This window comes from Mycobacterium asiaticum, assembly GCF_001673315.1.
Classification (GTDB): Bacteria; Actinomycetota; Actinomycetes; order Mycobacteriales; family Mycobacteriaceae; genus Mycobacterium; species Mycobacterium asiaticum_B.
The window spans coordinates 1-20,883 of the sequence record NZ_LZLQ01000134.1 but is presented as its reverse complement, the minus strand read 5'-3'; the positions used below and the strand labels follow the sequence as shown (position 1 = coordinate 20,883).

General features: G+C 67.5%; 21 protein-coding genes and 1 pseudogene. 8 read left to right on the top strand and 14 right to left on the bottom strand.

All coding sequences use genetic code 11. The features are described 5' to 3' along the window. Nucleotides 1–28: 28 nt before the first annotated feature. The 5 genes from alkX to A5636_RS21395 form a co-directional block, all read right to left on the bottom strand. Entirely contained in the window at nucleotides 29–634 is a 606-nt protein-coding gene (alkX, locus tag A5636_RS21415; protein WP_065160694.1) for a TetR family transcriptional regulator AlkX, read from the bottom strand. Nucleotides 635–675: 41 nt separating this feature from the next. Beyond that, entirely contained in the window at nucleotides 676–858 is a 183-nt protein-coding gene (locus A5636_RS21410; RefSeq protein ID WP_065160642.1) for a rubredoxin, read from the bottom strand. A 10-nt stretch (nucleotides 859–868) separates the two neighbouring features. Beyond that, nucleotides 869–1,042, bottom strand: coding sequence for a rubredoxin (locus A5636_RS21405; protein WP_065160641.1), 174 nt, complete (start codon nucleotides 1,040–1,042; stop codon nucleotides 869–871). Continuing rightward, the gene (locus tag A5636_RS21400; protein WP_065160640.1) at nucleotides 1,039–2,301 is read right to left on the bottom strand and encodes an alkane 1-monooxygenase; all 1,263 of its coding nucleotides are present in this window, start codon (nucleotides 2,299–2,301) and stop codon (nucleotides 1,039–1,041) included. The genes A5636_RS21405 and A5636_RS21400 overlap by 4 nt, the downstream gene beginning before the upstream one ends. A gap of 120 nt (nucleotides 2,302–2,421) precedes the next feature. Next, nucleotides 2,422–3,921, bottom strand: coding sequence for an APC family permease (locus A5636_RS21395; RefSeq protein ID WP_065160639.1), 1,500 nt, complete (start codon nucleotides 3,919–3,921; stop codon nucleotides 2,422–2,424). A 60-nt stretch (nucleotides 3,922–3,981) separates the two neighbouring features. Between A5636_RS21395 and A5636_RS21390 the strand changes: the two genes are divergently transcribed. Next, a complete protein-coding gene (locus A5636_RS21390) occupies nucleotides 3,982–5,397 on the top strand; it encodes an FAD-dependent oxidoreductase (RefSeq protein WP_065160638.1) in 1,416 nt (471 codons plus the stop codon). On the opposite strand, the gene manA is transcribed toward A5636_RS21390, so the two are convergent. The 4 genes from manA to A5636_RS21370 form a co-directional block, all read right to left on the bottom strand. Then, nucleotides 5,381–6,607: a mannose-6-phosphate isomerase, class I gene (gene manA, locus A5636_RS21385; protein WP_065160637.1), complete on the bottom strand. Its 1,227-nt coding sequence runs from the start codon at nucleotides 6,605–6,607 to the stop codon at nucleotides 5,381–5,383. The genes A5636_RS21390 and manA overlap by 17 nt on opposite strands. Before the next feature lie 7 nt (nucleotides 6,608–6,614). Then, nucleotides 6,615–7,682: a TobH protein gene (locus A5636_RS21380; protein WP_065160636.1), complete on the bottom strand. Its 1,068-nt coding sequence runs from the start codon at nucleotides 7,680–7,682 to the stop codon at nucleotides 6,615–6,617. Then, nucleotides 7,679–9,076: a phosphomannomutase/phosphoglucomutase gene (locus A5636_RS21375; RefSeq protein ID WP_065160635.1), complete on the bottom strand. Its 1,398-nt coding sequence runs from the start codon at nucleotides 9,074–9,076 to the stop codon at nucleotides 7,679–7,681. The genes A5636_RS21380 and A5636_RS21375 overlap by 4 nt, the downstream gene beginning before the upstream one ends. Before the next feature lie 88 nt (nucleotides 9,077–9,164). After that, entirely contained in the window at nucleotides 9,165–9,644 is a 480-nt protein-coding gene (locus A5636_RS21370) for a DUF3499 domain-containing protein (protein WP_216638858.1), read from the bottom strand. Nucleotides 9,645–9,814: 170 nt separating this feature from the next. Between A5636_RS21370 and A5636_RS21365 the strand changes: the two genes are divergently transcribed. Next, complete coding sequence (locus A5636_RS21365) at nucleotides 9,815–10,234, top strand: metallopeptidase family protein (RefSeq protein ID WP_065160693.1); 420 nt, start codon at nucleotides 9,815–9,817, stop codon at nucleotides 10,232–10,234. 132 nt (nucleotides 10,235–10,366) lie between these two features. Here the strand turns inward: A5636_RS21365 and A5636_RS21360 are convergent, their stop codons facing one another. After that, nucleotides 10,367–10,720: a WhiB family transcriptional regulator gene (locus tag A5636_RS21360; RefSeq protein ID WP_065160633.1), complete on the bottom strand. Its 354-nt coding sequence runs from the start codon at nucleotides 10,718–10,720 to the stop codon at nucleotides 10,367–10,369. Between the two features lie 348 nt (nucleotides 10,721–11,068). Here A5636_RS21360 and cofD point away from each other — a divergent pair, with 348 nt between their 5' ends. The 4 genes from cofD to A5636_RS21340 are packed head-to-tail and all read left to right on the top strand — an operon-like array spanning nucleotide 11,069 to nucleotide 15,535. After that, nucleotides 11,069–12,058, top strand: a complete 990-nt coding sequence (gene cofD / locus A5636_RS21355) for a 2-phospho-L-lactate transferase (RefSeq protein WP_065160632.1) — start codon at nucleotides 11,069–11,071, stop codon at nucleotides 12,056–12,058. Further along, complete coding sequence (locus A5636_RS21350; protein ID WP_065160631.1) at nucleotides 12,055–13,419, top strand: coenzyme F420-0:L-glutamate ligase; 1,365 nt, start codon at nucleotides 12,055–12,057, stop codon at nucleotides 13,417–13,419. Before cofD ends, A5636_RS21350 begins: the two co-directional genes overlap by 4 nt. Beyond that, the gene (locus A5636_RS21345) at nucleotides 13,416–14,990 is read left to right on the top strand and encodes a class I SAM-dependent methyltransferase (protein WP_065160630.1); all 1,575 of its coding nucleotides are present in this window, start codon (nucleotides 13,416–13,418) and stop codon (nucleotides 14,988–14,990) included. Before A5636_RS21350 ends, A5636_RS21345 begins: the two co-directional genes overlap by 4 nt. A gap of 32 nt (nucleotides 14,991–15,022) precedes the next feature. Further along, on the top strand, nucleotides 15,023–15,535 hold the full coding sequence (locus tag A5636_RS21340) for an NUDIX hydrolase (protein WP_065160692.1): 513 nt from the start codon (nucleotides 15,023–15,025) through the stop codon (nucleotides 15,533–15,535). 103 nt (nucleotides 15,536–15,638) lie between these two features. Here the strand turns inward: A5636_RS21340 and A5636_RS21335 are convergent, their stop codons facing one another. The 3 genes from A5636_RS21335 to rfbD are packed head-to-tail and all read right to left on the bottom strand — an operon-like array spanning nucleotide 15,639 to nucleotide 18,514. Further along, on the bottom strand, nucleotides 15,639–16,718 hold the full coding sequence (locus tag A5636_RS21335) for a sugar phosphate nucleotidyltransferase (protein WP_065160629.1): 1,080 nt from the start codon (nucleotides 16,716–16,718) through the stop codon (nucleotides 15,639–15,641). A 1-nt stretch (nucleotide 16,719) separates the two neighbouring features. Continuing rightward, nucleotides 16,720–17,628, bottom strand: a complete 909-nt coding sequence (locus A5636_RS21330) for a glycosyltransferase family 2 protein (RefSeq protein ID WP_065160628.1) — start codon at nucleotides 17,626–17,628, stop codon at nucleotides 16,720–16,722. Further along, nucleotides 17,621–18,514 carry a dTDP-4-dehydrorhamnose reductase gene (gene rfbD, locus A5636_RS21325; RefSeq protein WP_065160627.1) on the bottom strand — a complete coding sequence of 298 codons (894 nt, stop codon included), beginning with the start codon at nucleotides 18,512–18,514 and terminating at the stop codon, nucleotides 17,621–17,623. Before rfbD ends, A5636_RS21330 begins: the two co-directional genes overlap by 8 nt. 64 nt (nucleotides 18,515–18,578) lie before the next feature. On the opposite strand from rfbD, the gene A5636_RS21320 reads away from it, so the two are divergent. Both A5636_RS21320 and A5636_RS21315 read left to right on the top strand, forming a co-directional pair. Next, nucleotides 18,579–20,069 carry an LCP family protein gene (locus A5636_RS21320; RefSeq protein ID WP_437339854.1) on the top strand — a complete coding sequence of 497 codons (1,491 nt, stop codon included), beginning with the start codon at nucleotides 18,579–18,581 and terminating at the stop codon, nucleotides 20,067–20,069. 40 nt (nucleotides 20,070–20,109) lie between these two features. Further along, nucleotides 20,110–20,784, top strand: a complete 675-nt coding sequence (locus A5636_RS21315) for a TIGR03089 family protein (RefSeq protein WP_065160691.1) — start codon at nucleotides 20,110–20,112, stop codon at nucleotides 20,782–20,784. 23 nt (nucleotides 20,785–20,807) lie between these two features. Here the strand turns inward: A5636_RS21315 and A5636_RS26280 are convergent. Beyond that, a pseudogene (locus A5636_RS26280) lies at nucleotides 20,808–20,883 on the bottom strand (hypothetical protein); the annotation flags it as partial.

The following is a 20,883-nucleotide window of genomic DNA, read 5'->3' as shown; positions in this document are numbered from 1 at the left end:
TAGCCGCCCGGCGACAGGCCCCGGAGCGTCAGGGGACGTTAATAACTCCGTGACGCTCCGCGAACGGTGCCATCAACCTGGCCAAATCCGCCGCGACGTCGTGGTCGGCCTCCGGCGGCATGGACACATAACTCAGGCACAACCGCACGATCGCCCGGGACAGGACATTGGCGTCGTCGTCGCTGGTGGCCAGCCAGGTCTGGGTGAACGCCGTCGCCAGCCGTTCCGACGCCCGGGTGATGATCGGCGCGCTGTCGGTGGTGATGAGTTGCAGCAGATCGGGCTTGGCCACCCCGCTCAACAGTGAGATCACCAGCGGATCGGCCGCTGTCTCGGCGAAAAAGGACCGAAAGCCCTGCAGGAACGACTGGTAGATATCGCCGATGTTGGCGTCCAGCGCGGCCTTGACGGTGTCGACCAGACGGTCGGCCAGGCGCAGGGCGTAACCCTGGGCCAGACCCTGTCGCGAACCGAACTCGTTGTAGATGGTCTGCCGGCTGATCCCGGCGGCCCGGGCCACATCCGAGAGCGTGATGGCAGACCAGTCGCGGGTCAGCAGCAGATCGCGCATCGCGTCCAGAACCGAGTCACGCAGCAGGGCTCGTGATGCTTCGGCGTACGGGATCCGCTTCACAGGCGCGACGATAGCCGTTTTCGCGGCGATGTTGGTGCCGATCACGACCGAGCCACCTCAACCATCACGAAGTCCGACTTGGCCGCGCCGCAGTCCGGGCAGCTCCAGTCCTCGGGGATGTCGTCCCAGCGGGTGCCCGGCGCAATGCCGTCCTCCGGCCAGCCGAGTTCCTCGTCGTACTCAAAACCGCATTGAACGCATTGGTAGAGCTTGTAGTCATTCATGGTTTTGCCTCTAACCTTTCTGGACGGGTTCGAAATCGGGCTTCTCGCGGACGGCGCAGTCCGGACAGCACCAGTCATCGGGGACCTGATCCCAGCCGGTGCCGGCCGGAAAGCCCTCGCGGGCATCGCCTTTGGCCTCGTCGTAGGTGTAGTCGCAGACGGGGCACTTGTAGGCCGCCGTCACGCGGCGATCTCCTTCGGTGCGCCGTACTTGGCCAGCAGCTTCTCCCGCAGCCGCGGCTGCAGGTTGACCTTGGTGATGTCGCCGTCGTAGTGCTCGAGCACCCGGTGGTCCATCACCTTGCGCCACAGCGGCGGGAAGTAGGTCAGCGAGATCATCGACGCGTACCCGCTGGGCAGGTTGGGCGAGCCCTCCATGCTGCGCAGCGTCTGGTAGCGCCGGGTGGGGTTGGCGTGGTGGTCGCTGTGCCGCTGCAGGTGGTACAGGAACAGGTTGGTGACGATGTGGTCGGAGTTCCAGCTGTGCACCGGGGCGCACCGCTCATAGCGGCCGTTGGTCTTCTTCTCGCGCAGCAGCCCGTAGTGCTCGAGGTAGTTGACGGCTTCGAGCAGACTGAAGCCGAACACTGCCTGGATGATCACGAACGGGATGAGAGCGACGCCGAAGACGGCGATCAGCGCACCCCACAGCACCACCGACATCGCCCAGGCGTTCAACACGTCGTTGGACAGATAGGTGCGCGGGTCCCAGGGGCTCTTGCCCAGCCGGCGGATGCGCTGCGCCTCGAGGTGGACGGACGAGCGCGCGCTGCCGATGACACTGCGCGGCAGGAATTCCCAGAATGTTTCGCCGAAGCGGGCCGAGGCGGGGTCTTCGGGCGTGGAGACGCGGACGTGGTGGCCGCGGTTGTGCTCGATGTAGAAGTGGCCGTAGCAGGTCTGGGCCAGGGTGATCTTCGACAGCCAGCGTTCCAGTGAATCCTTCTTGTGCCCCATCTCGTGCGCGGTGTTGATGCCGACGCCGCCGAGCACGCCCACTGAGAGCGCCACGCCGATCTTGCCCAGCCAGCCCAGTCCGCTTCCGGAACCAGCGGGGAAACCAAGCCAGGTGAGGTTGGACGCCGTGAACAGGTAGGCGCCCAGGATCACGCTGGCGTACTGGAACGGAATGTAGATGTAGGTGCAGTAGCGGTAGTACTTGTCGTTTTCCAGTCGCTCCATCACCTCATCCGGCGGGTTCTGCCCGTCGGGACCGAAGCGCAGGTCGAGTACCGGCAGCAGGATGTAGACCAGGATCGGGCCTACCCAGAGCGGAACCTGCGCCGCGGTGTGCCAGCCGAGCTGGTTGATTCCCCAGATGATGGGCAGCATCACAAACAGCGCAGTCGGGGCGATCAGCCCCATCAGCCACAGGTAACGCTTCCTGTCGCGCCATTCGGATGCGACCACGCCCGTGTCGTCGGGACTGAGTTGGGTGGTCATACGCCGAACCTCCTTGTGTGAGTCTTACCACTTGAGGTTGGACAATACCGGCACATCCGTCTCGTGTCTAGACACACAGCGGTGTTTTGTAAACCAAGTATTCAATTGTTGGTGTTATGTCTACAGGGCGCGGACATCCCCTTCGGTTTCCTGCTCGGTGTCCTCACGCCGGCCCTGCACCGAGTGCCGGCGCCCGTAACCCACATAGATCGCGATCCCGACCAGCAGCCAGACACCGAACCGGACCCAGGTCAGAGCGGTCAGGTTGAGCATCAGCCACAGACAAGCCAGCACAGAGGCGATCGGAAGCAACGGCACCCACGGCGCTTTGAAGCCCCGCTCGAGGTCCGGGCGGGTTCTGCGCAGCACAATCACCCCGGCGGAGACCAGGACGAATGCGAACAAGGTGCCGACATTCACCATTTCTTCGAGCTTGGTGATCGGGAACACCGACGCGGTGGCAGCGATCACCACCGCGACGAGCACCGTGATCCGAACGGGCGTGCCGCGCGGACCGGTCTTGGCCAAGCTCCGGGGCAGCAACCCATCGCGCGCCATCGCGAACAGCACCCGGCACTGCCCCAGCATCAGCACCATCACCACGGTGGTCAGGCCGGCCAGCGCCCCGATGGAGATAATGCCGCTGGCCCAGTGAATCCCGTTCGCCTTGAACGCGGTGGCCAGATTCGCCTGACCACCACCGGGCGTGCTTTGCAACTGGGTGTAGGAGACCATTCCGGACAGCACCACCGCCACCGCCACATACAGCACGGTCACCACTCCGAGCGAGGCGAGGATGCCGCGCGGGACGTCACGCTGCGGATGCTTGGTTTCCTCGGCCATGGTCGCCACGATGTCGAAACCGATGAAGGCGAAGAACACGATCGAGGCCCCCGCCAGCACGCCGTACCAGCCGTAGTTACTGCCCCCGGCCCCGGTCAGCAGCGACAATACCGACTGGTCCAGGCCGCGGCCTTGATGTTCGGACTCAGGCTTGGGAATGAACGGCGAGTAGTTGGCGGCCTTGATGTAGAACGCGCCGACGACCACCACCAGCAGGACCACCGCCACCTTGATGGTGGTGACGATCGCGGAGAACCGCGAAGACAGCTTGGTGCCCAGCACCAGCAGGACGGCCACCAGCCCAACGATCAGCAGCGCGCCCCAGTCGAGGTTGATCGCGCCCAGGCGGGCGATCCCACCGCCGAAACCGAACACCGTGCCCAGGTAGCTGGACCAGCCTTTGGCGACGACGGCGGCACCGATGGCCAGTTCCAGGACCAGATTCCAACCGATGATCCAGGCCAGAAACTCGCCGAAGGTGGCGTAGGAGAAGGTGTACGCGCTGCCGGCCACCGGCAGGGTGGAGGCGAATTCCGCGTAACACAGGGCCGCGAGCGCGCAGGTGGCCGCGGCGATCAGGAACGAGATCCAGATTGCCGGTCCGGTGATGTCCCCGGTGGTGGAGGCGGTGACGGTGAAAATACCGGCGCCGATCACCACCGAGACGCCGAAGACAACCAGATCAAGCCAGGTGAGGTCCTTGCGGAGCCGGGTACCCGGCTCGTCGGTGTCTGCGATCGACTGTTCGACCGACTTCGTGCGCCATCGACCGGCCATCCACGTCCTATCCGTCGCGCCACTCGCTGTGAACCGCACAGTACTGGGTACCCTGCGAAAATGGTGGGGAGCGTAAGGAATAAGGATCACGCCGTTGTCATCGGCGCCAGCATTGCCGGTTTGTGCGCCGCGCGCGTGCTGTCGGATTTCTTCGGCCGGGTGACGGTCTACGAGCGCGACGACCTACCGGGTGAACCCGCCAACCGTGCGACGGTCCCGCAGGACCGGCATCTGCACATGCTGATGGCCCGCGGGGCCAACGAGTTCGAAAGCCACTTCCCCGGCCTGCTCGAAGACATGGTGGCCGCCGGTGTGCCCATGCTGGAAAACCGGCCGGACTGCATCCACCTGGGCGCCGCGGGCTACGTGCTGGGCACCGGTCACACCCTGCGCGACGAATTCACCGCCTATGTGCCCAGCCGTCCGCACCTGGAGTGGCAGATCCGGCGCCGAGTGCTCGGCATCGACAACGTGGAGATCGTGCAGCGTCTCGTCGCCGAGCCACGCTTCGAGCCGGCGCTGCAGCGGGTGACAGGCGTGCTGCTCGACCCGGGCAGCCCCGGGGCGGAGCCGGAGTTCGTTGCCGCCGACCTCGTGGTCGACGCGGCCGGCCGCGGCACCCGGCTGCCGGTGTGGCTGGAGCAATGGGGATACCAGCGCGCGCCGGAGGCGACCGTGGATATTGGTATCCACTACGCGACCCATCAGTTCCGCGTCCCGGAGGGGTTGATCCGGGAGAAGGTCGTGGTCGCGGGCGCCTCCCACGACAAGTCGCTGGGCTTGGGCATGCTGCATTACGAGGACCGCACCTGGGTGCTGACCACGTTCGGGGTCGCCAATGTCAAGCCGCCGCGGACGTTCCCCGAGATGCTCGAGTTGGTCGACGAACTGCTACCGCCGCACTTCCACGCGGCCTTGACGCAGGCAACACCCTTCGGTGAGCCGGCCTTTCACGCTTTCCCGGTGAGCAGGTGGCGGCGCTACCACAAGTTGGACCGATTCCCCGAGGGGATCGTCCCGTTCGGCGACGCGGTGGTCAGCTTCAACCCGACCTTCGGGCAGGGCATGACGATGACGTCGCTGCAAGCCGGACACTTGCGGCGGGCCCTCGAGACCGTCCAGGGCGACCCGGAACAGAATTTGGCCGCCGAACTCAATGCGCTGACCGCCAAAACCACGTTTCCGGTGTGGACGATGAACGCCATCGGCGACGTCACCTTCCACCACGCCACCGCCGACCCCGAACCCCGCTGGTGGAGGTCGGTGGGCGGGTTGTTCGAGCAATTCCTCGGCGCGGCGGAGACCGACCCCGTTCTCGCCGAATGGTTTTTGCGCCGCTTCTCGTTGCTGGACAGTCTGTACATGGTCCCGCCGGCGCGGATCTTCGGTCGTACCGTCGCCCATAACATGCGACTGTGGCTGGGCGAACAGAAAGAACGGCTGCAAGAACGGCGTGCCGTTACAAGCCGACGGTAGCCCGGAACAGCTTGGCCGGTTCCTGCGCAGAAAACCGGATCGGACCTTCGTCGGCGCCGACCCATGCGGCCGCGCCGCGGTTGAGGACCAGCGAACCCGATTTGCCGTGCACGGTCAGCGAACCCTCGGCGCACAACAGGATCTGTGGGCCGTCATGACGTGACGAGGCGTCGATCTCGTGACCGAGGTCGTCGCCAGTGAAAACCAGCACCGCGACCGCGAATTCGTCGGCCGGGGTGTCGTAGAGCAGTTCCAGCCCATCGCGATGCACCGGCGCGCGGAGTTGGGATTCCGGGGTGGGGGTGAAATCGAGCACCCGCAACAACTCCGGCACGTCGACGTGCTTCGGGGTGAGACCACCGCGTAACACGTTGTCGGAGTTGGCCATTACTTCCAGCGCGAACCCTCGCAGATAGGTGTGCAGGTTGCCGGCCGGCAGGAATATCGCCTCGCAGGGCGCCAGCGTGATGCGGTTGAGCAACAGCGCTGCCAGCACCCCGGCGTCGCCCGGATAGCGCTCACCGAGCTCCAGCACCGTCTTCACCTCGGCGGCGAATTCCGTTGCGCCGGAACTGATGTACTGGATGGCACCGTCGAGCACCGCCGGCACCAGCACGTCGATGTCCGGTTGCGGCGCGGTAATCCAGGTGGTGAAGAGTGCGCGCAGGCTGTCGGCGTCTGACTGGTCACTGAGTAAATCGATGAACGGGTCGAGGTCGGAAACGGCCAGCGCCTGCAGCAGCTCCCTGGTGCGGGCGGCCTGACGGAACCCGGCCAGTGCCTCGAAGGGTTGCAGTGCCACCAGCAGTTCCGGCTTGTGACTGGTGTCGCGGTAGTTACGGACCGGCGATGACACCGGAATGCCCAACCGCTCCTCACGCAGATAACCTTCAACAGCCTGTGCGGCGCTCGGGTGCGCCTGCAGGGACAGCGGTTCGTCGGCGGCCAGCACCTTGACCAAGAACGGCAACACGTCGCCGAACCGAGCGCGCGCCGCGGGACCGAGCTGCCCGTCGGGATCTTCGACGAGTGCGGCCAGCAACGAGGTCTCACCCTCCGGCGTCGTCAACCAGGCCGGATCGCCGGGGTGCGCCCCGAACCAGAGTTCGGCCTCCGGGTGGGCGGCCGGCACCGGGCGGCCGGTGAATTCGGCGATATCGGTGCGGGATCCCCAGGCGTACGTCCGTAACGCTCCGCGTAGAAGTTCCACTAGGTAGCTATCCCCGTGCCAGTCGCAGGTAAACCGCGGCCATCTCCAGCCGAACGGCCAATACTGCCAGTTGTTGCTCGGACCGTTGAATAGCGGTCGGCGCTGGGGCCTCCGGAACGTCCTCCGCCCCTACCAGATACACCTCGTCAAGTCCGGCCACTCGGGCCGCCACCACGGTCCGCTCGGCGGCCAGGGTTAGGGCCAGCACGCGGAGCCGGGGCGGCAGCGGTCCGTCGATCTGATCGTCATGGAACAGCGCTTTGGTGGGGTCGGAGAATCCGCGGGGCGCGTCGCGCAACGCTGCCACCGCATCGGCCAGTCCAGTCGCGGCCGTGGCGTGATGGGCGACCCGCAGCAGTACCGAGCTGCCGTGCCGGGCCAGCGCCAGAGTCGCGGCGTTGTCACCAGCTAACGCCACCTGGTTGTCCGACATCCTGGTGGCCAGGGTCTTGGCCGGGTTGGTGAACAGGTCGCGGGCGGCGCTGTTACGCAGCACCTCGGCATCCACCACATCGGCCAGCGCGGCCAGGTCGATGCCCAGCTTGGCATCCACACTCTGCAGAACCGCCAGCCCGGCGGCCAGATACCGGCACAGGCCGAACGCGTCGGGCCCCCACAGCCGTGGATTGAGCACGGCCACCCGACCGGCGGTGGAATCCCGCAGCGGGCCCTCGTAAGGTGCCACCACCACCACCCGCGCCCCGCGCCGCACACCGGTGGCGGCCGCCCCGACCAGCGCCGGGTCACCGGGGTCGTCGCCCGCGACAACCATCACGTCGAGCGGACCGACCCACGGCGGCGCCTCGGTGACCAGCGCGATCGGCTCGGACGCCATGGTGGCCAGCGTCGCCGCGAGCAGCATGCCCGCCGTCTCGGCGGCGCCCCGCGAGGCAACCCAGATCACGCTGCGCACCGGGCCCGCGCCGCGCAGCGATTCCAGTTCGCCTTCGTCGAGTGCGGCGGCCACGGTACGCACCTGCGAACCGGCCGTGGAGGCGGCACGCAGCAGGCCGTCCCGGTCGGCGGCGATCAGGCCGTCGGCGTCCTCGAGGTCGACCGCCCCGATGGCGCTCACGGTGCGCCTTCGCGGGCGGCCGCTTGCGCGGCGATCTCGGCGCTGACCTGCTCGACCACCGCGTCCACATCCTCGATGCTGCGCCCCTCCACGTTCAGCCGCAACAACGGCTCGGTATTGGAGCTGCGGAGGTTGAACCAGCTGTCGTCGCCCAGGTCGACCGTCACCCCGTCCAGGTGATCGATGGACTGGATCCGGTTGGCGAAGGTCTGCAACACCGCATCCACACAGGCCGGCGCGTCGGCGACGGTGAAGTTGATTTCGCCGGAGGACTCGTAGCGCTGGTAGTCCGCGGTCAGCTCCGACAGCGGCCGATGCTGCTCACCGAGCGCCGCCAGCACGTACAGCGCCGCCAGCATTCCGGAGTCCGCACCCCAAAAGTCGCGGAAGTAGTAGTGCGCTGAATGTTCCCCGCCGAATATCGCGCCGGTCTCGGCCATCAAGGCCTTGATATAGGAATGCCCGACGCGCGAACGCAGCGGCGTGCCGCCGCGCTCGGCGACCAACTCGGGCACCGCGCGGGAAGTGATCACGTTGTGGATGACGGTGGCGCCGATCTCGCGGCTGAGTTCGCGCGCGGCGACCAGGCCTGTCACCGTCGACGGCGAGACGGGCTCGCCGCGCTCGTCGACGACGAAGCACCGGTCCGCGTCACCGTCGAACGCGAGCCCGATATCGGCACCGGTCTGGCGTACGTAGTTCTGCAGGTCCACCAGGTTCGCCGGATCCAGCGGGTTGGCCTCGTGATTGGGGAACGACCCGTCCAGCTCGAAGTACAAGGGCAGCAGTGTGATCGAGTCGATGGCACCGAGCACGGCCGGCGCGGTGTGACCGGCCATGCCGTTGCCGGCGTCCACCGCCACCCGCAGCGGACGCAGGTCGCTGGTGGCCACCAGTGAGCGCAGGAACACCCCGTAGTCGTCCAGCACGTCTTTGTCGGTCGTGGTTCCGCGTGGCCCGGGATGACGTGGGACGCCGGTGATCAGATCGTCGCTGATCGTCGCCAACCCGGTGTCCTTGCCGACCGGCAACGCGTTGGCCCGACAGAGCTTGATGCCGTTGTAGGCCGCCGGGTTGTGGCTGGCGGTGAACATCGCTCCCGGACACCCCAGCAGTCCCGAGGCGAAGTACAACTGATCGGTGGACGCCAGACCGATGCGCACCACATCCAACCCCTGGGCGGTGACACCGTCGGCGAACGCCGCGGCCAGCGCCGGCGAACTGTCACGCATGTCGTGACCGATCGTCACCTGGCTAGCGCCCTCGTCGCGCATCAACCGCGCAAAGGCGGCCCCGACGTCGGCGACGAAGGTCTCGTTGATCTGTTCACCGACCAGCCCGCGCACGTCGTAGGCCTTGATGACACTGTGCACAGCCTCGGCGGGCCACGACATTCTCCGGTGCTCCTGACGCCCTGGACATCTTCGACTCTTCGCCGTCAGCCTATCGGCCCGGCAAGGTCGCAGACCTAAACGGTGGGAACTAGCCAGGGGGGTCGGGCAATACCCGTAGGTGCCCGCGCCGGCGTCCGGAGCGGTGCTCGGGCGGCGCGAGCAGGCCGCCGCTGGGTGCGGTGGCGTGGGATGCGGCACCGTGCAGATGAGTATCGACGACGGCGCCCGCGCGCGTCAGGTCGTCGTAGCCGTCATAGGCGGTGAAGCCGTTGACGGCCGCCCCGGTGCGCGGCGAACCGGCAGCGCCTTCGCGCACCGCGTCGGCCAACGCCACCAGTTCGTCGTCTTCGTCCGGATGGGTGGGCAGCGGTCCGGCATGGCGCACCAGCTCCCAGCCACGCGGCGCGGTGATGCGGCCGGCATGGTTGACACACAGATCCCACGAATGAGGTTCCCGCGCGGTGGCGAGGGGGCCGACCACCGCCGTCGAGTCCGAATAGACGAACGTCAACGTTGCCACTGCATAGTGCGGACACCCGGGCCGGCAGCAGCGACGGGGTACGTTCACGCTCGAAAGGCTATCGCGCGCAAACGCTGCGCAAGCGCCGGACACGCGCATCGGCGGACGCGATGTGTAACCGTTACCATCGGCGCGTGAGCGATTCCCGCGGCCTCCCGCAACAGGGCCGGCCAGGGGGCAAACCGGTGTCTCGTCGAGGACGGCGACGCGGTCGCGACCTGCGCGGTCCGTTGCTTCCGCCGACCGTGCCGGGCTGGCGTAGCCGGGCCGAGCGGTTCGACATGGCGGTCCTGGAGGCTTACGAGCCCATTGAGCGGCGCTGGCAGGAGCGGGTCACCGAACTCGATGTCGCGGTCGACGAGATCCCGCGCATCGCGGCCAGGGATCCGCAGAATGTGCAGTGGCCGCCCGAAGTCATCGCCGACGGACCGATCGCGCTCGCCCGACTGATCCCGGCCGGAGTCGACGTCCGCGGTAACGCGACGCGAGCGCGAATCGTGTTGTTCCGCAAGCCAATCGAGCGCAGGGCTAAAGACACTGTCGAACTCGGCGACTTGCTGCACGAAATCCTGGTGGCCCAGGTAGCCATCTATCTGGACGTGGAGCCCTCGGTCATCGACCCCACGATCGACGACTGAGTCGCCACTATGTGACCGTGGCGATCGCAAGCGCGGCGCAGCCGGGCGCGGCGGGTCGCCACCATGTGACCGTGGCGATCGCAAGCGCGGCGCAGCCGGGCGCGGCGGGTCGCCACCATATTTGGATGCGGCTCAGATGACGCCGCGCTTGAGGCGGCGCCGCTCCCGCTCGGAGAGACCGCCCCAGATGCCGAAGCGCTCGTCGTGTGCCAGCGCGTACTCCAGGCACTCGTGGCGGACCTCGCAACCCAGGCAGATCTTCTTGGCCTCGCGGGTGGAGCCGCCCTTCTCCGGGAAGAAAGCTTCGGGGTCGGTCTGGGCGCAAAGCGCCTTGTCCTGCCACTGGTCGGCAGGAACTTCCGGGAGCGGTTCGGGCTCGAATGCGACGGGCGCATCGGGAACCACGCTCAAATGAGGACGCACATGTGCCGCTGGCTTCAGCACCGATGTGACAGAAGAGTCGAGAGTGGTCGGTGTGCTTCCCATTACGCCTTGAAGGTACTCATAGGACATGCCTCCGCCTCCTCACTTATAGAGTGAAATGGTTTCCCACTGTTTTGATGTACAGATACCCAATTCGAACAAGTGATCGAATCTCGGTCTGCGACACCGGAACCGGCCGGCCAACCGGGAAATGACACTGATGTGATTAGACACGGGTTACTGACCTTGGTCAAGCACTTCGGCGCATTTCCATACCATCTCGTAATCAACTTTCGGCAATTCTGTTGCGGTTGGGTTCTGGCGTGTCGAGCACAAATTGATCACAAGTCCCTTGCGCCACAGTGGTTACCGCGATCAGCCTGCCACAGGTCGCGGGGTACTGTCCTGCGAATGGCAAGGATCACCGTTCTCGTGGGCGGCGTGGGGGGCGCGCGATTCCTACTCGGGGTCCAGGAGTTACTCGGTCTGGGCCAGTTTGCTCAGACCGAGGATCACAACCATGTTCTCGACGCCGTCGTCAACATCGGCGACGATGCATGGATCCACGGCGTGCGGGTCTGCCCGGATCTGGACACCTGCATGTACACCCTGGGCGGCGGCGTAGACCCGGAGCGCGGCTGGGGTCACCGTGACGAAACCTGGCATGCCAAAGAGGAACTGGCGCGCTACGGGGTGCAGCCCGACTGGTTCGGCCTCGGCGACCGCGATCTGGCCACCCACCTGGTGCGCACCCAAATGCTCAACGCCGGCTACCCGCTGACCCAGATCACCGCCGCTCTATGCGATCGTTGGGAGCCCGGCGCACAGTTGCTGCCGGCCAGTGACGACCGTTGCGAGACCCATGTGGTGATCAGCGACGAGGCCGACGGAACCCGGCGCGCAATTCACTTCCAGGAGTGGTGGGTACGCTACCGGGCCCAAGTGCCGACGCACAGCTTCGCTTTCGTCGGCGCCGAAAAGGCCCGGGCCACAACCGAAGCGGTGGCCGCCATCGCCGACGCGGACGTCGTCATGCTGGCACCGTCGAACCCGGTGGTCAGCGTCGGTGCTATCTTGGCCGTGCCCGGCATTCGTGCCGCGTTGCGGGCCACCTCCGCCCCGGTCGTCGGCTACTCCCCCATCATCGGGGGAAAGCCGTTGCGCGGCATGGCCGATGCATGCCTGTCGGTGATCGGCGTGGATTCCACCGCGCAGGCCGTCGGCCGGCATTACGGCGCCCGTAGCGGCACCGGAATACTCGACTGCTGGTTGGTGCACGACGGTGACGACGCCGACATCGAGGGGGTTGCGGTGCGGTCCATACCGTTACTGATGACCGACCCGAAAGCCACGGCGGAGATGGTTCGCGCTGGGCTGGACCTTGCGGGCGTACCGATGTGACCGGCCCCCACCTCCCCCCCACCGGTGAGCACGGCAGCGCGGCGGCAGTCGAAATCCTCCCCGTCGCAGCACTTCCCGAGTTCCGCCCCGGTGACAACCTCGCCGCGGCCCTCAGTACCGCTGCGCCGTGGTTGCGCGACGGCGACGTGGTGGTGGTGACTTCCAAGGTGGTCTCCAAGTGCGAGGGCAGGCTGGTGACTGCGCCCGAAGACGAGGAGGAACGAGACCGGTTGCGGCGCAAGCTGGTCGAGGACGAGGCGGTGCGCGTGCTGGCGCGCAAAGAGCGGACCTTGATCACCGAGAACCGGCTGGGGCTGGTCCAGGCCGCGGCCGGAGTCGACGGATCCAACGTCGGCCGTGCCGAGTTGGCGCTGCTGCCGGTCGACCCGGACGCCAGTGCCGCTGCACTGCGCGCCGGGATCCGCGAGCGACTCGGTGTCACCGTAGCGGTGGTCATCACCGACACCATGGGCCGCGCCTGGCGTAACGGCCAGATCGATGCAGCCATCGGCACCGCGGGATTGACTGTGCTGCATAACTATTCGGGTGCCGTCGACCAGCACGGCAATCCTCTGGTGGTCACTGAGATCGCCGTGGCCGACGAAATCGCCGCCGCGGCGGACCTGGTCAAAGGCAAGCTGACGGCGGTGCCGGTGGCGGTGGTACGCGGGCTCGACCCTGTCGACGACGGCTCGACGGCCCGGCAATTGGTGCGGGCCGGTGAAGAGGACCTGTTCTGGCTCGGCACCGCCGAAGCCCTGGACCTGGGTCGGCGGCAGGCCCAGCTGTTGCGTCGATCGGTCCGCCGGTTCAGCGACGAGCCAGTGCCGCCGGGGCTCGTCGAGGACGCCGTCGCCGAAGCGCTGACGGCTCCGGCGCCCCACCACACCCGCCCGGTGCGGTTCGTCTGGCTACAGACCGTCGAACTGCGCACCCGGCTGCTGGACCGCATGAAAGACAAGTGGCGGTCCGACCTGCGCGGCGACGGCAGACCCGCCGACGCCGTCGAGCGCAGGGTCGCGCGCGGCCAGATCCTCTACGACGCAACTGAAGTCATCATTCCGATGCTGGTGCCGGACGGCGTTCACAGCTACCCCGACGTCGCCCGCACCGAAGCCGAGCACACGATGTTCACCGTCGCGGTCGGCGCGGCCGTCCAAGCGCTGTTGGTCGCCCTCGCGGTCCGTGGCGTGGGCAGTTGCTGGATCGGGTCGACGATCTTCGCCGCCGACCTGGTTCGCCAGGAACTCGGCCTGCCGGCCGACTGGCAACCACTGGGTGCCATCGCCATCGGATACGCGGCGGAACCCACCGGGTTGCGCGACCCAGTCCCCGTCGAGGACCTCTTGATCCGCAGATGAGCACCTTCGCGGGCAAGGCCGAAGCATCGCCGGACAAGATCCGCGGCGGTTACTACACCCCTGCCCCGATCGCCCGCTTCCTGGCCGATTGGGTAACCCAGGCCGGACCGAAGATCCTGGAACCGTCGTGCGGCGACGGCAGCATCCTGCGCGAACTCGCCGTCCGCACCGACCAGGCGCACGGCGTCGAACTCGTCGCCGCCGAAGCCGTGAAAGCCCGCCAGTACGCACCCGTCGACACCGCCAGCCTGTTCGCCTGGCCGGGCGAACCGGGCTGGGACGGCGTCGCAGGCAACCCGCCGTACATCCGGTTCGGCAACTGGCCGGCCGATCAGCGCGATCCGGCGCTGGCGCTGTTGCGACGGGAAGGACTGCGCCCCTCCAAACTCACCAACGCCTGGGTCCCGTTCGTCGTCGCGAGCACCACCCTGGTTCGCGACGGCGGTCGGGTGGGTCTGGTGCTGCCCGCCGAATTGCTGCAGGTCTGCTACGCGGCGCAACTGCGGGACTTCCTGGTGTCCCGCTTCCGGGAAATCACCGTGGTCAGCTTCCGTCGGCTGGTGTTCGGCGGCGTGCTGCAAGAGGTGGTGCTGTTCTGCGGCATCGTCGGCAGTAGTGGTCAGCCGGCACGCATCCGCACGGTGCAGCTCGAGGACGCCGCCGCTCTCGCCGAGGCGGACCTGGACGTGCCGTCGGCACCGGCGATGCCGCATCTGCGGGAGAAATGGACCACGTACTTTCTCGAGCCAGACCAGATCCAGACCCTGCGCGCCGTCGAGGAGGCGGGAGCGATGACCGCGATGGGTCGGCTGGCCGCCGTGGACGTCGGCATCGTCACAGGGCGCAACAGCTTCTTCACGTTCACCGACGCTCAGGTGCACGACCTGGAACTGACACCGCACTGCGTCCCGCTGGTTTCGCGCAGCGCCCAGTTGTCCGGACTGTGCTACGACCCGGATTGCCGCGCAGGCGATATCGCCGCCGGGCACCGCACCTGGCTGCTCGCCGCCCCGGCGCATCCGGGCGATCCCGCACTTCGGGCGCACATCGCCGATGGTGAAGCGGCCGGTGTGCACCGCGGTTATAAATGCTCGCTGCGCAAGCCGTGGTGGATTACGCCGTCGCTGTGGGTGCCGGACCTGTTCATGCTGCGCCAGATCCACCTCGCACCACGGCTGACCGTCAACGCCGCCGGGGCGACGAGCACCGACACCGTGCACCGGGTGCGGGTCGGGCCCCACACCGATCCGACCGCCCTGGCGGCGGTGTTTCACAACAGCGCCACGTTCGCGTTCGCCGAGATCATGGGCCGCAGCTATGGCGGCGGCATCTTGGAGCTGGAACCCGCCGAAGCCGAGCAGTTGCCCATCCCCCCGCTGGAACACGCCGACCCCGACCTGGCCACCGACGTCGATCTGTTGTTGCGGGCCAACGAGATCGAGAAAGCACTCGACGTGGTGGATCGAAGGGTGTTGATCGACGGGCTGGGCTGGCCCGCGCACACCGTGGCGCAATGCCGAGCGGCGTGGATCGCGTTGCGGGATCGCCGGACGAGGAGGCGATCGCAGTGAGCACCGAAGACGTGCGGGACTCGGTGATCGCGATGCTCTCGCAGTGGCCGGCACCTGACCCGGGCCAGGATTCGCTGCGGCATGCCGTCCTGACGTTCGTGCTCGCCCGCGACGACGCCTGCCTGCGCGACTGCGTACCCGGCCACATCACCGCGTCCACGTTGGTGCTCGACCACAGCGGCACCCGAGTGCTGCTGACCCTGCACCCCCGCCTGGGTCGCTGGGTGCAACTCGGTGGGCATTGTGAGGCCGAAGACGAGGATATTCTCGCCGCCGCCCTCCGCGAAGCGACTGAGGAATCCGGCATCACCGGGCTGCGTATCTCGCCGGAACTCGTTGCGCTGCATGTGCATCCGGTGACCTGCTCGTTGGGTGTGCCGACCCGTCACCTGGATATGCAGTTCGTCGCGCAGGCGCCGCCCGAGGCGCAGATTGTGCTCAGCGACGAATCCGACGATCTGCGTTGGTGGCCCGCTGACGACCTGCCGCCGGGCACTGATCACGCGCTGGCGCACTTGGTGCGGTGCGCGATCAGCACCCCTTAGTCATCCCGCTGGTCAGTCCAAAGCCGCCGTCGCGGTCACCGAATGCGACTGTGCCGCAACGTAAGGCGCCGTCGGTGACCGAGGCGGCACGCTCGGTGCGCACCTAGACGTCGGACGAGTAGCGGATGCCGCCGTCGGGAATGGCGACGCCGGGCCACACCCGTGCCCCGCGAAGCAATTCGCAACGCGCGCCGATGTCGGCGCCGTCGCCGATGACACCGTCGCGGATCAACGCCCGTGGGCCGATCCGGGCGCCGAAGCCGATGATCGATCGCTCGATGACACTGCCCGCCTCGACCTTGACCCCGTCGAAGACGACCGCGCCGTCCAACCGAGCCCCGGCACCGATCTCAGCACCGCGACCGATGACCGTCCCGCCGATCAGCAGCGCACCCGGCGACACCGCTGCCCCGTCGTGCACCAACTTCTCGCCACGCTGGCCGTGCAGCGCCGGCGAGGGCGCGATGCCGCGCACCAGGTCGGCCGACCCCCGCACGAAGTCCTCCGGTGTGCCCATGTCACGCCAGTACGTCGCGTCGACGTACCCGCAAACCTTCACGTCGGCGTCCGACAGCAGCGACGGGAACACCTCGCGTTCCACCGAGACTTCCCGCCCGCGCGGAATCCGGTCGATGATGTTGCGCTGGAAGACATAGCAACCGGCGTTGATCTGATCGGTAGGTGGGTCCTGGGTCTTCTCCAGAAACGCGGTGACTCTGCCCGCATCGTCGGTTGGCACGCAGCCGAACGCGCGCGGATCGCCTACCCGCACCAAATGCAGCGTGACGTCAGCGTGATGGTCCGTGTGGAATTGCAGCAGCTCGCCCAGGTCGGCACCCGAAAGGACGTCGCCGTTGAACACCATCACCGTGTCGTGGCGCAGCTTGCCCGCGACATTGGCGATGCCGCCGCCGGTGCCCAGCGGCTTCTCCTCGGTCACATACTCAATCTGCAGCCCCAGCTTGGAGCCGTCGCCGAACTCGGCCTCGAACACCTCTGCCCGATATGACGTGCCCAGCACCACGTGCTCGATGCCCGCCGCGGCGATCCGCGACAGCAGATGGGTCAGGAAGGGCAGCCCGGCGGTCGGCAGCATGGGTTTGGGCGCCGACAACGTCAGCGGCCGCAGGCGGGTTCCCTTGCCGCCGACCAGGATCACCGCATCGACCGGATGGGTTGCCACGTTAGTGCCGCCCTTCTGCCAAGTTCAGTTCCCGACGCGAACGCCGCAGCGCATTGCGGACCATCACCCGCGAGCGCACGGCCAGCGATCCCCGCAAGGTCCAGCGCAACGGGGCCCGCCACCACCCCGAATGCCGATCCGCCAGAAAGATATAAGTACTCCGGTGATGGGCGGCCAGGTGCCGGGCCGGGTCACTTCCGGTGGAGTGGCCCTTGTGGTGCAGCACCTCGGCGGTAGGCACATAGACGGACAGCCAGCCGGCCTTGCCGAGCCGGTCGCCCAAGTCGACGTCCTCCATGTACATGAAGTAGCGCTCGTCGAACCCGCCGATCTGCTCGAACGCCGATCTGCGCACCAGCAGGCACGAGCCGGACAACCAGCCCACCGGCCGTTCACTGGGCTCCAGATGCTCCTGGCGATAAGCCCGCGTCCATCGGTTGCGTGGCCAGACGGGTCCGAGGACCGCGTGCATCCCCCCGCGGATGAGACTGGGCAGGTGCCGGGCCGACGGGTACACCGACCCGTCGGGGTCGCGGATCAACGGACCCAGCGCGCCCGCGCGCGGCCACCGGGCGGCGGCCTCCAGCAGGGCGTCGATGCTGCCGGGGCCCCACTGCACGTCCGGGTTGGCGACGATCACCCAGTCGTCGACCCAGCGTTCGTCCTGCTGACCGAGGACCGCGACGGTGCGGTTGACCGCGGTGCCGTAGCCGAGGTTGGAACCGGTGGGCAGCAACTTGACGTTGGGGTAGCGCTCCACAGCGGCCTGCGGGGTTCCGTCGGTAGAGCCGTTGTCGGCCAACAGCACGTGCACCGGCCGCTCGGTGGCCAGCGACAACGACGCCAGGAACCGCTCCAGGTGCGGGCCCGGCGAATACGTCACCGCGACGACCGGCAGAACGTCAGTCACGCCTAGAGGGTAACGGTCGATCCGATGCCGCTGTCAGGGCCGCGACCAGCGCACTGCGCCACGGCCGCAACGGCGTCAGACCCGCCGCAGCCCACTGTTGGCCGGACAACGCCGAGTACGACGGCCGCGCCGCGGGGCGCGGGAACTCGTCGCTGGTGCAGGGCTGCACGCGTTGCGGGTCGGCACCGCTTTCCTCGAACACCGCGCGGGCCTGCTCGAATCGGGAGACCTCGCCCTCGTTGGCGGCGTGCAGTAGGCGCCCGCGCAGGTCGCTGTCGGCCAGTTCCAACAGCGCGGCGGCCAGATCGCCGGCGTAGGTGGGTGAGCCGGTCTGATCGTCGACCACCTTGATCGGGCCGTCGCCGGCCGCCAACCGCTGCATGACTGCGACGAAATCGCTCCGGCCCGCCCCGCCGGTGTAGACCCACGCGGTCCGCGCCACCACGGCCTCCGGCAGCGCCGCGAACACGGCCTCTTCGCCGGCAAGTTTGCTGCGCGCGTAGACGCTCTGCGGGCCGGTCGGGTCGCCCGGCTCGTACGGGCGGGGCTGTGCGCCCACGAAGTCGCCATTGAATACGTAGTCAGTCGAGATGTGGATCAGCTGCGCACCGGCGACGGCGCAGGCTCGGGCGAGAATTTCCGGGCCGGTGGCGTTGACGGCGTAAGCGCCGGCCTCGTCGCTCTCGGCGCCGTCGACGTTGGTGTAAGCCGCGCAGTTGATGAGCACATCGCCGCGCTGGATGATTTGCTGAGCGGCGGTTGGATCGGTGATGTCCCACTCCGACGACGTCCTGGCCAGCACATTTCGGCCCGCCTGATGGGCCTGGGCCGTCACCAGGCTGCCCAACTGCCCGCCGGCACCGGTGACTACAAGCCTTGTTGACATGTGTTTGAGTCTGGCACGCCGAGCCTGGCTCCCCGGAAAGCGACTGTTGCGCAAGTAACCTACAGTGATGCCTGCGCAAAGTGTGGCTCGTGTTTCTAATGTGATCCGTCTGTTGTCTGGGACGTTGGCGATAGCGGTGGTGCTGGGCACGGGCGTGGCCTGGAGCAACGTGCGGTCGTTCGAGGACGGCATCTTCCACATGTCCGCACCCTCGCTGGGACACGGCGGCGACGACGGCGCGATCGACATCCTGCTCGTCGGTCTGGACAGCCGGACCGATGCGCACGGCAACCCGCTGTCGCCCGAAGAACTGGCGTCGTTGCGTGCCGGCGACGAGGAAGCCACCAACACCGACACCATCATCCTGATCCGCATCCCGAACAACGGGAAGTCGGCCACCGCGATCTCCATCCCCCGCGACTCCTATGTTCAGGCGCCCAACCTGGGCAAGACCAAGATCAACGGCGTCTACGGTCAAACCCGTGAGACCAAGCGGGTCAACCTCGTGCAGGCCGGCGCGTCGCCCACCGAAGCCGCCGCCTCCGGCACCGAGGCCGGGCGCGAAGCGCTGATCAAGACAGTTGCCGACCTCACCGGCGTCACCGTCGACCACTACGCCGAGATCGGATTGCTGGGCTTCGCGCTCATCGCCGACGCGCTCGGCGGCGTCGAAGTCTGTCTCAAACAGGCTGTCTACGAACCACTTTCGGGGGCCGACTTTCCGGCCGGCCGGCAACGACTCGACGGCCCACAGGCGTTGAGCTTCGTCCGCCAGCGCCACGAGCTGCCGCGCGGCGACCTGGACCGGGTGGTGCGCCAGCAAGCGGTGATGGCCTCGCTGGCCCACCGCGTCATCTCGGGCAAGACGCTTTCCAGCCCCGTCACACTCAAGCGGCTCGAGCAGGCCGTGCAGCGCTCGGTGGTGCTCTCCAAAGGTTGGGACATCATGGATTTCGTCCAGCAGGTGTCGAAGCTGACCGGCGGCAACGTCGCGTTCGCCACCATCCCGGTGCTCGACGGGGCCGGCTGGAGCGACGACGGCATGCAGAGCGTGGTGCGAGTCGATGCGCACCAGGTCCAGGACTGGGTCGGCGGCCTGTTGCACGAGCAGGACCAGGGCAAGACCGAAGAGTTGGCGTACACGCCGGCGAAGACCACCGCCAACGTCGCCAACGACACCGACATCAACGGGCTTGCCTCGGCGGTCTCAGACGTGCTGACCGCCAAGGGGTTTACCGCCGGCACCGTCGGTAACAACGAAGGCGGACACGTCAAGAGCAGTCAGGTGCGCTCCGCCAAAGCCGACGACCTGGGCGCGCAGGAGGTGGCCAAGCAGCTCGGTGGGCTGCCCGTCGTCGTCGACGCGTCGTTACCGGTCGGCACCGTCCGGGTGGTGCTGGCCAACGACTACACCGGTCCGGGCTCAGGACTGGACGGCGGGACCATCACCCAGCAGGCACGCGTCTCCAACGCCGGGTCGCCGAACAGCGGCACCGTTCCGCCGCCGTCGCCGATCCTCACCGCCGGCTCCGAAAATCCCGAGTGCATAAACTGACCACTCAGTGACCAACCTCAGTGCGGCCATCCTGGACCCGATGCTGCGCGCCGACCCCGTCGGCCCGCGCATCACCTACTACGACGATGCCTCTGGCGAGCGGATCGAACTCTCCGCGGTGACGCTGGCCAACTGGGCCGCCAAGACGGGGAATCTGCTGCGCGACGAACTGGGCGCCGGACCGGACAGCCGGGTGGCCGTCCTGCTGCCGGCGCACTGGCAAACCGCCGCGGTGCTGTTCGGGGTGTGGTGGATCGGCGCCGAAGCGACCCTGGACGGTCCCGCCGACATCGCGCTCTGTAGCGAAGACCGACTCGACGAAGCCGACGAAGCGGTCGCGGGCGGCGAAGTCGCGGTGCTGTCGTTGGATCCGTTCGGGCGACCGGTGTCCGACCTGCCGATCGGCGTCACCGACTACGCCACCGCGGTGCGGGTGCACGGCGACCAGATCATTCCCGAAGCGCAGCCAGGTCCGGCGCTGGCCGGGCAATCGGCTGCCCAACTCCTGGCCGCCTGCACGCAATCGGCTGCGATGCAGGGTCTCACCTCCGCCGACCGGGTCTTGTCCACTGCGACATGGGAGCGGCCGGAGAAGTTGGTGGACGGCTTGCTGGCGGTGCTGGCAGTCGGTGCGTCACTGGTCCAGGTGGCAAATCCCGATCCGGCGGCACTGCCGCGGCGCATCGAGACCGAAAAGGTCACGCGCGTCCTCTAGGTGGGGGTCGCTCGCGGCGAGGGGCGCTGGCGGACGAAGCTCAACGCCTGTGGGCCGTCGAGTCGTTGCCGGCCGGCCGGAAAGTCGGCCCCCGAAAGT

Bases quoted from the DNA above. Each gene is read 5' to 3' on its own strand.
- A5636_RS21410 (WP_065160642.1), bottom strand. From the start codon at position 858: ATGAATGACTACAAGCTCTACCAATGCGTTCAATGCGGTTTTGAGTAC.
- A5636_RS21400 (WP_065160640.1), bottom strand. From the start codon at position 2,301: ATGACCACCCAACTCAGTCCCGACGACACGGGCGTGGTCGCATCCGAA.
- A5636_RS21395 (WP_065160639.1), bottom strand. From the start codon at position 3,921: ATGGCCGGTCGATGGCGCACGAAGTCGGTCGAACAGTCGATCGCAGAC.
- A5636_RS21390 (WP_065160638.1), top strand. From the start codon at position 3,982: ATGGTGGGGAGCGTAAGGAATAAGGATCACGCCGTTGTCATCGGCGCC.
- A5636_RS21375 (WP_065160635.1), bottom strand. From the start codon at position 9,076: ATGTCGTGGCCCGCCGAGGCTGTGCACAGTGTCATCAAGGCCTACGAC.
- A5636_RS21360 (WP_065160633.1), bottom strand. From the start codon at position 10,720: ATGGGAAGCACACCGACCACTCTCGACTCTTCTGTCACATCGGTGCTG.
- cofD (WP_065160632.1), top strand. From the start codon at position 11,069: ATGGCAAGGATCACCGTTCTCGTGGGCGGCGTGGGGGGCGCGCGATTC.
- A5636_RS21345 (WP_065160630.1), top strand. From the start codon at position 13,416: ATGAGCACCTTCGCGGGCAAGGCCGAAGCATCGCCGGACAAGATCCGC.
- A5636_RS21340 (WP_065160692.1), top strand. From the start codon at position 15,023: ATGCTCTCGCAGTGGCCGGCACCTGACCCGGGCCAGGATTCGCTGCGG.
- rfbD (WP_065160627.1), bottom strand. From the start codon at position 18,514: ATGTCAACAAGGCTTGTAGTCACCGGTGCCGGCGGGCAGTTGGGCAGC.
- A5636_RS21315 (WP_065160691.1), top strand. From the start codon at position 20,110: ATGCTGCGCGCCGACCCCGTCGGCCCGCGCATCACCTACTACGACGAT.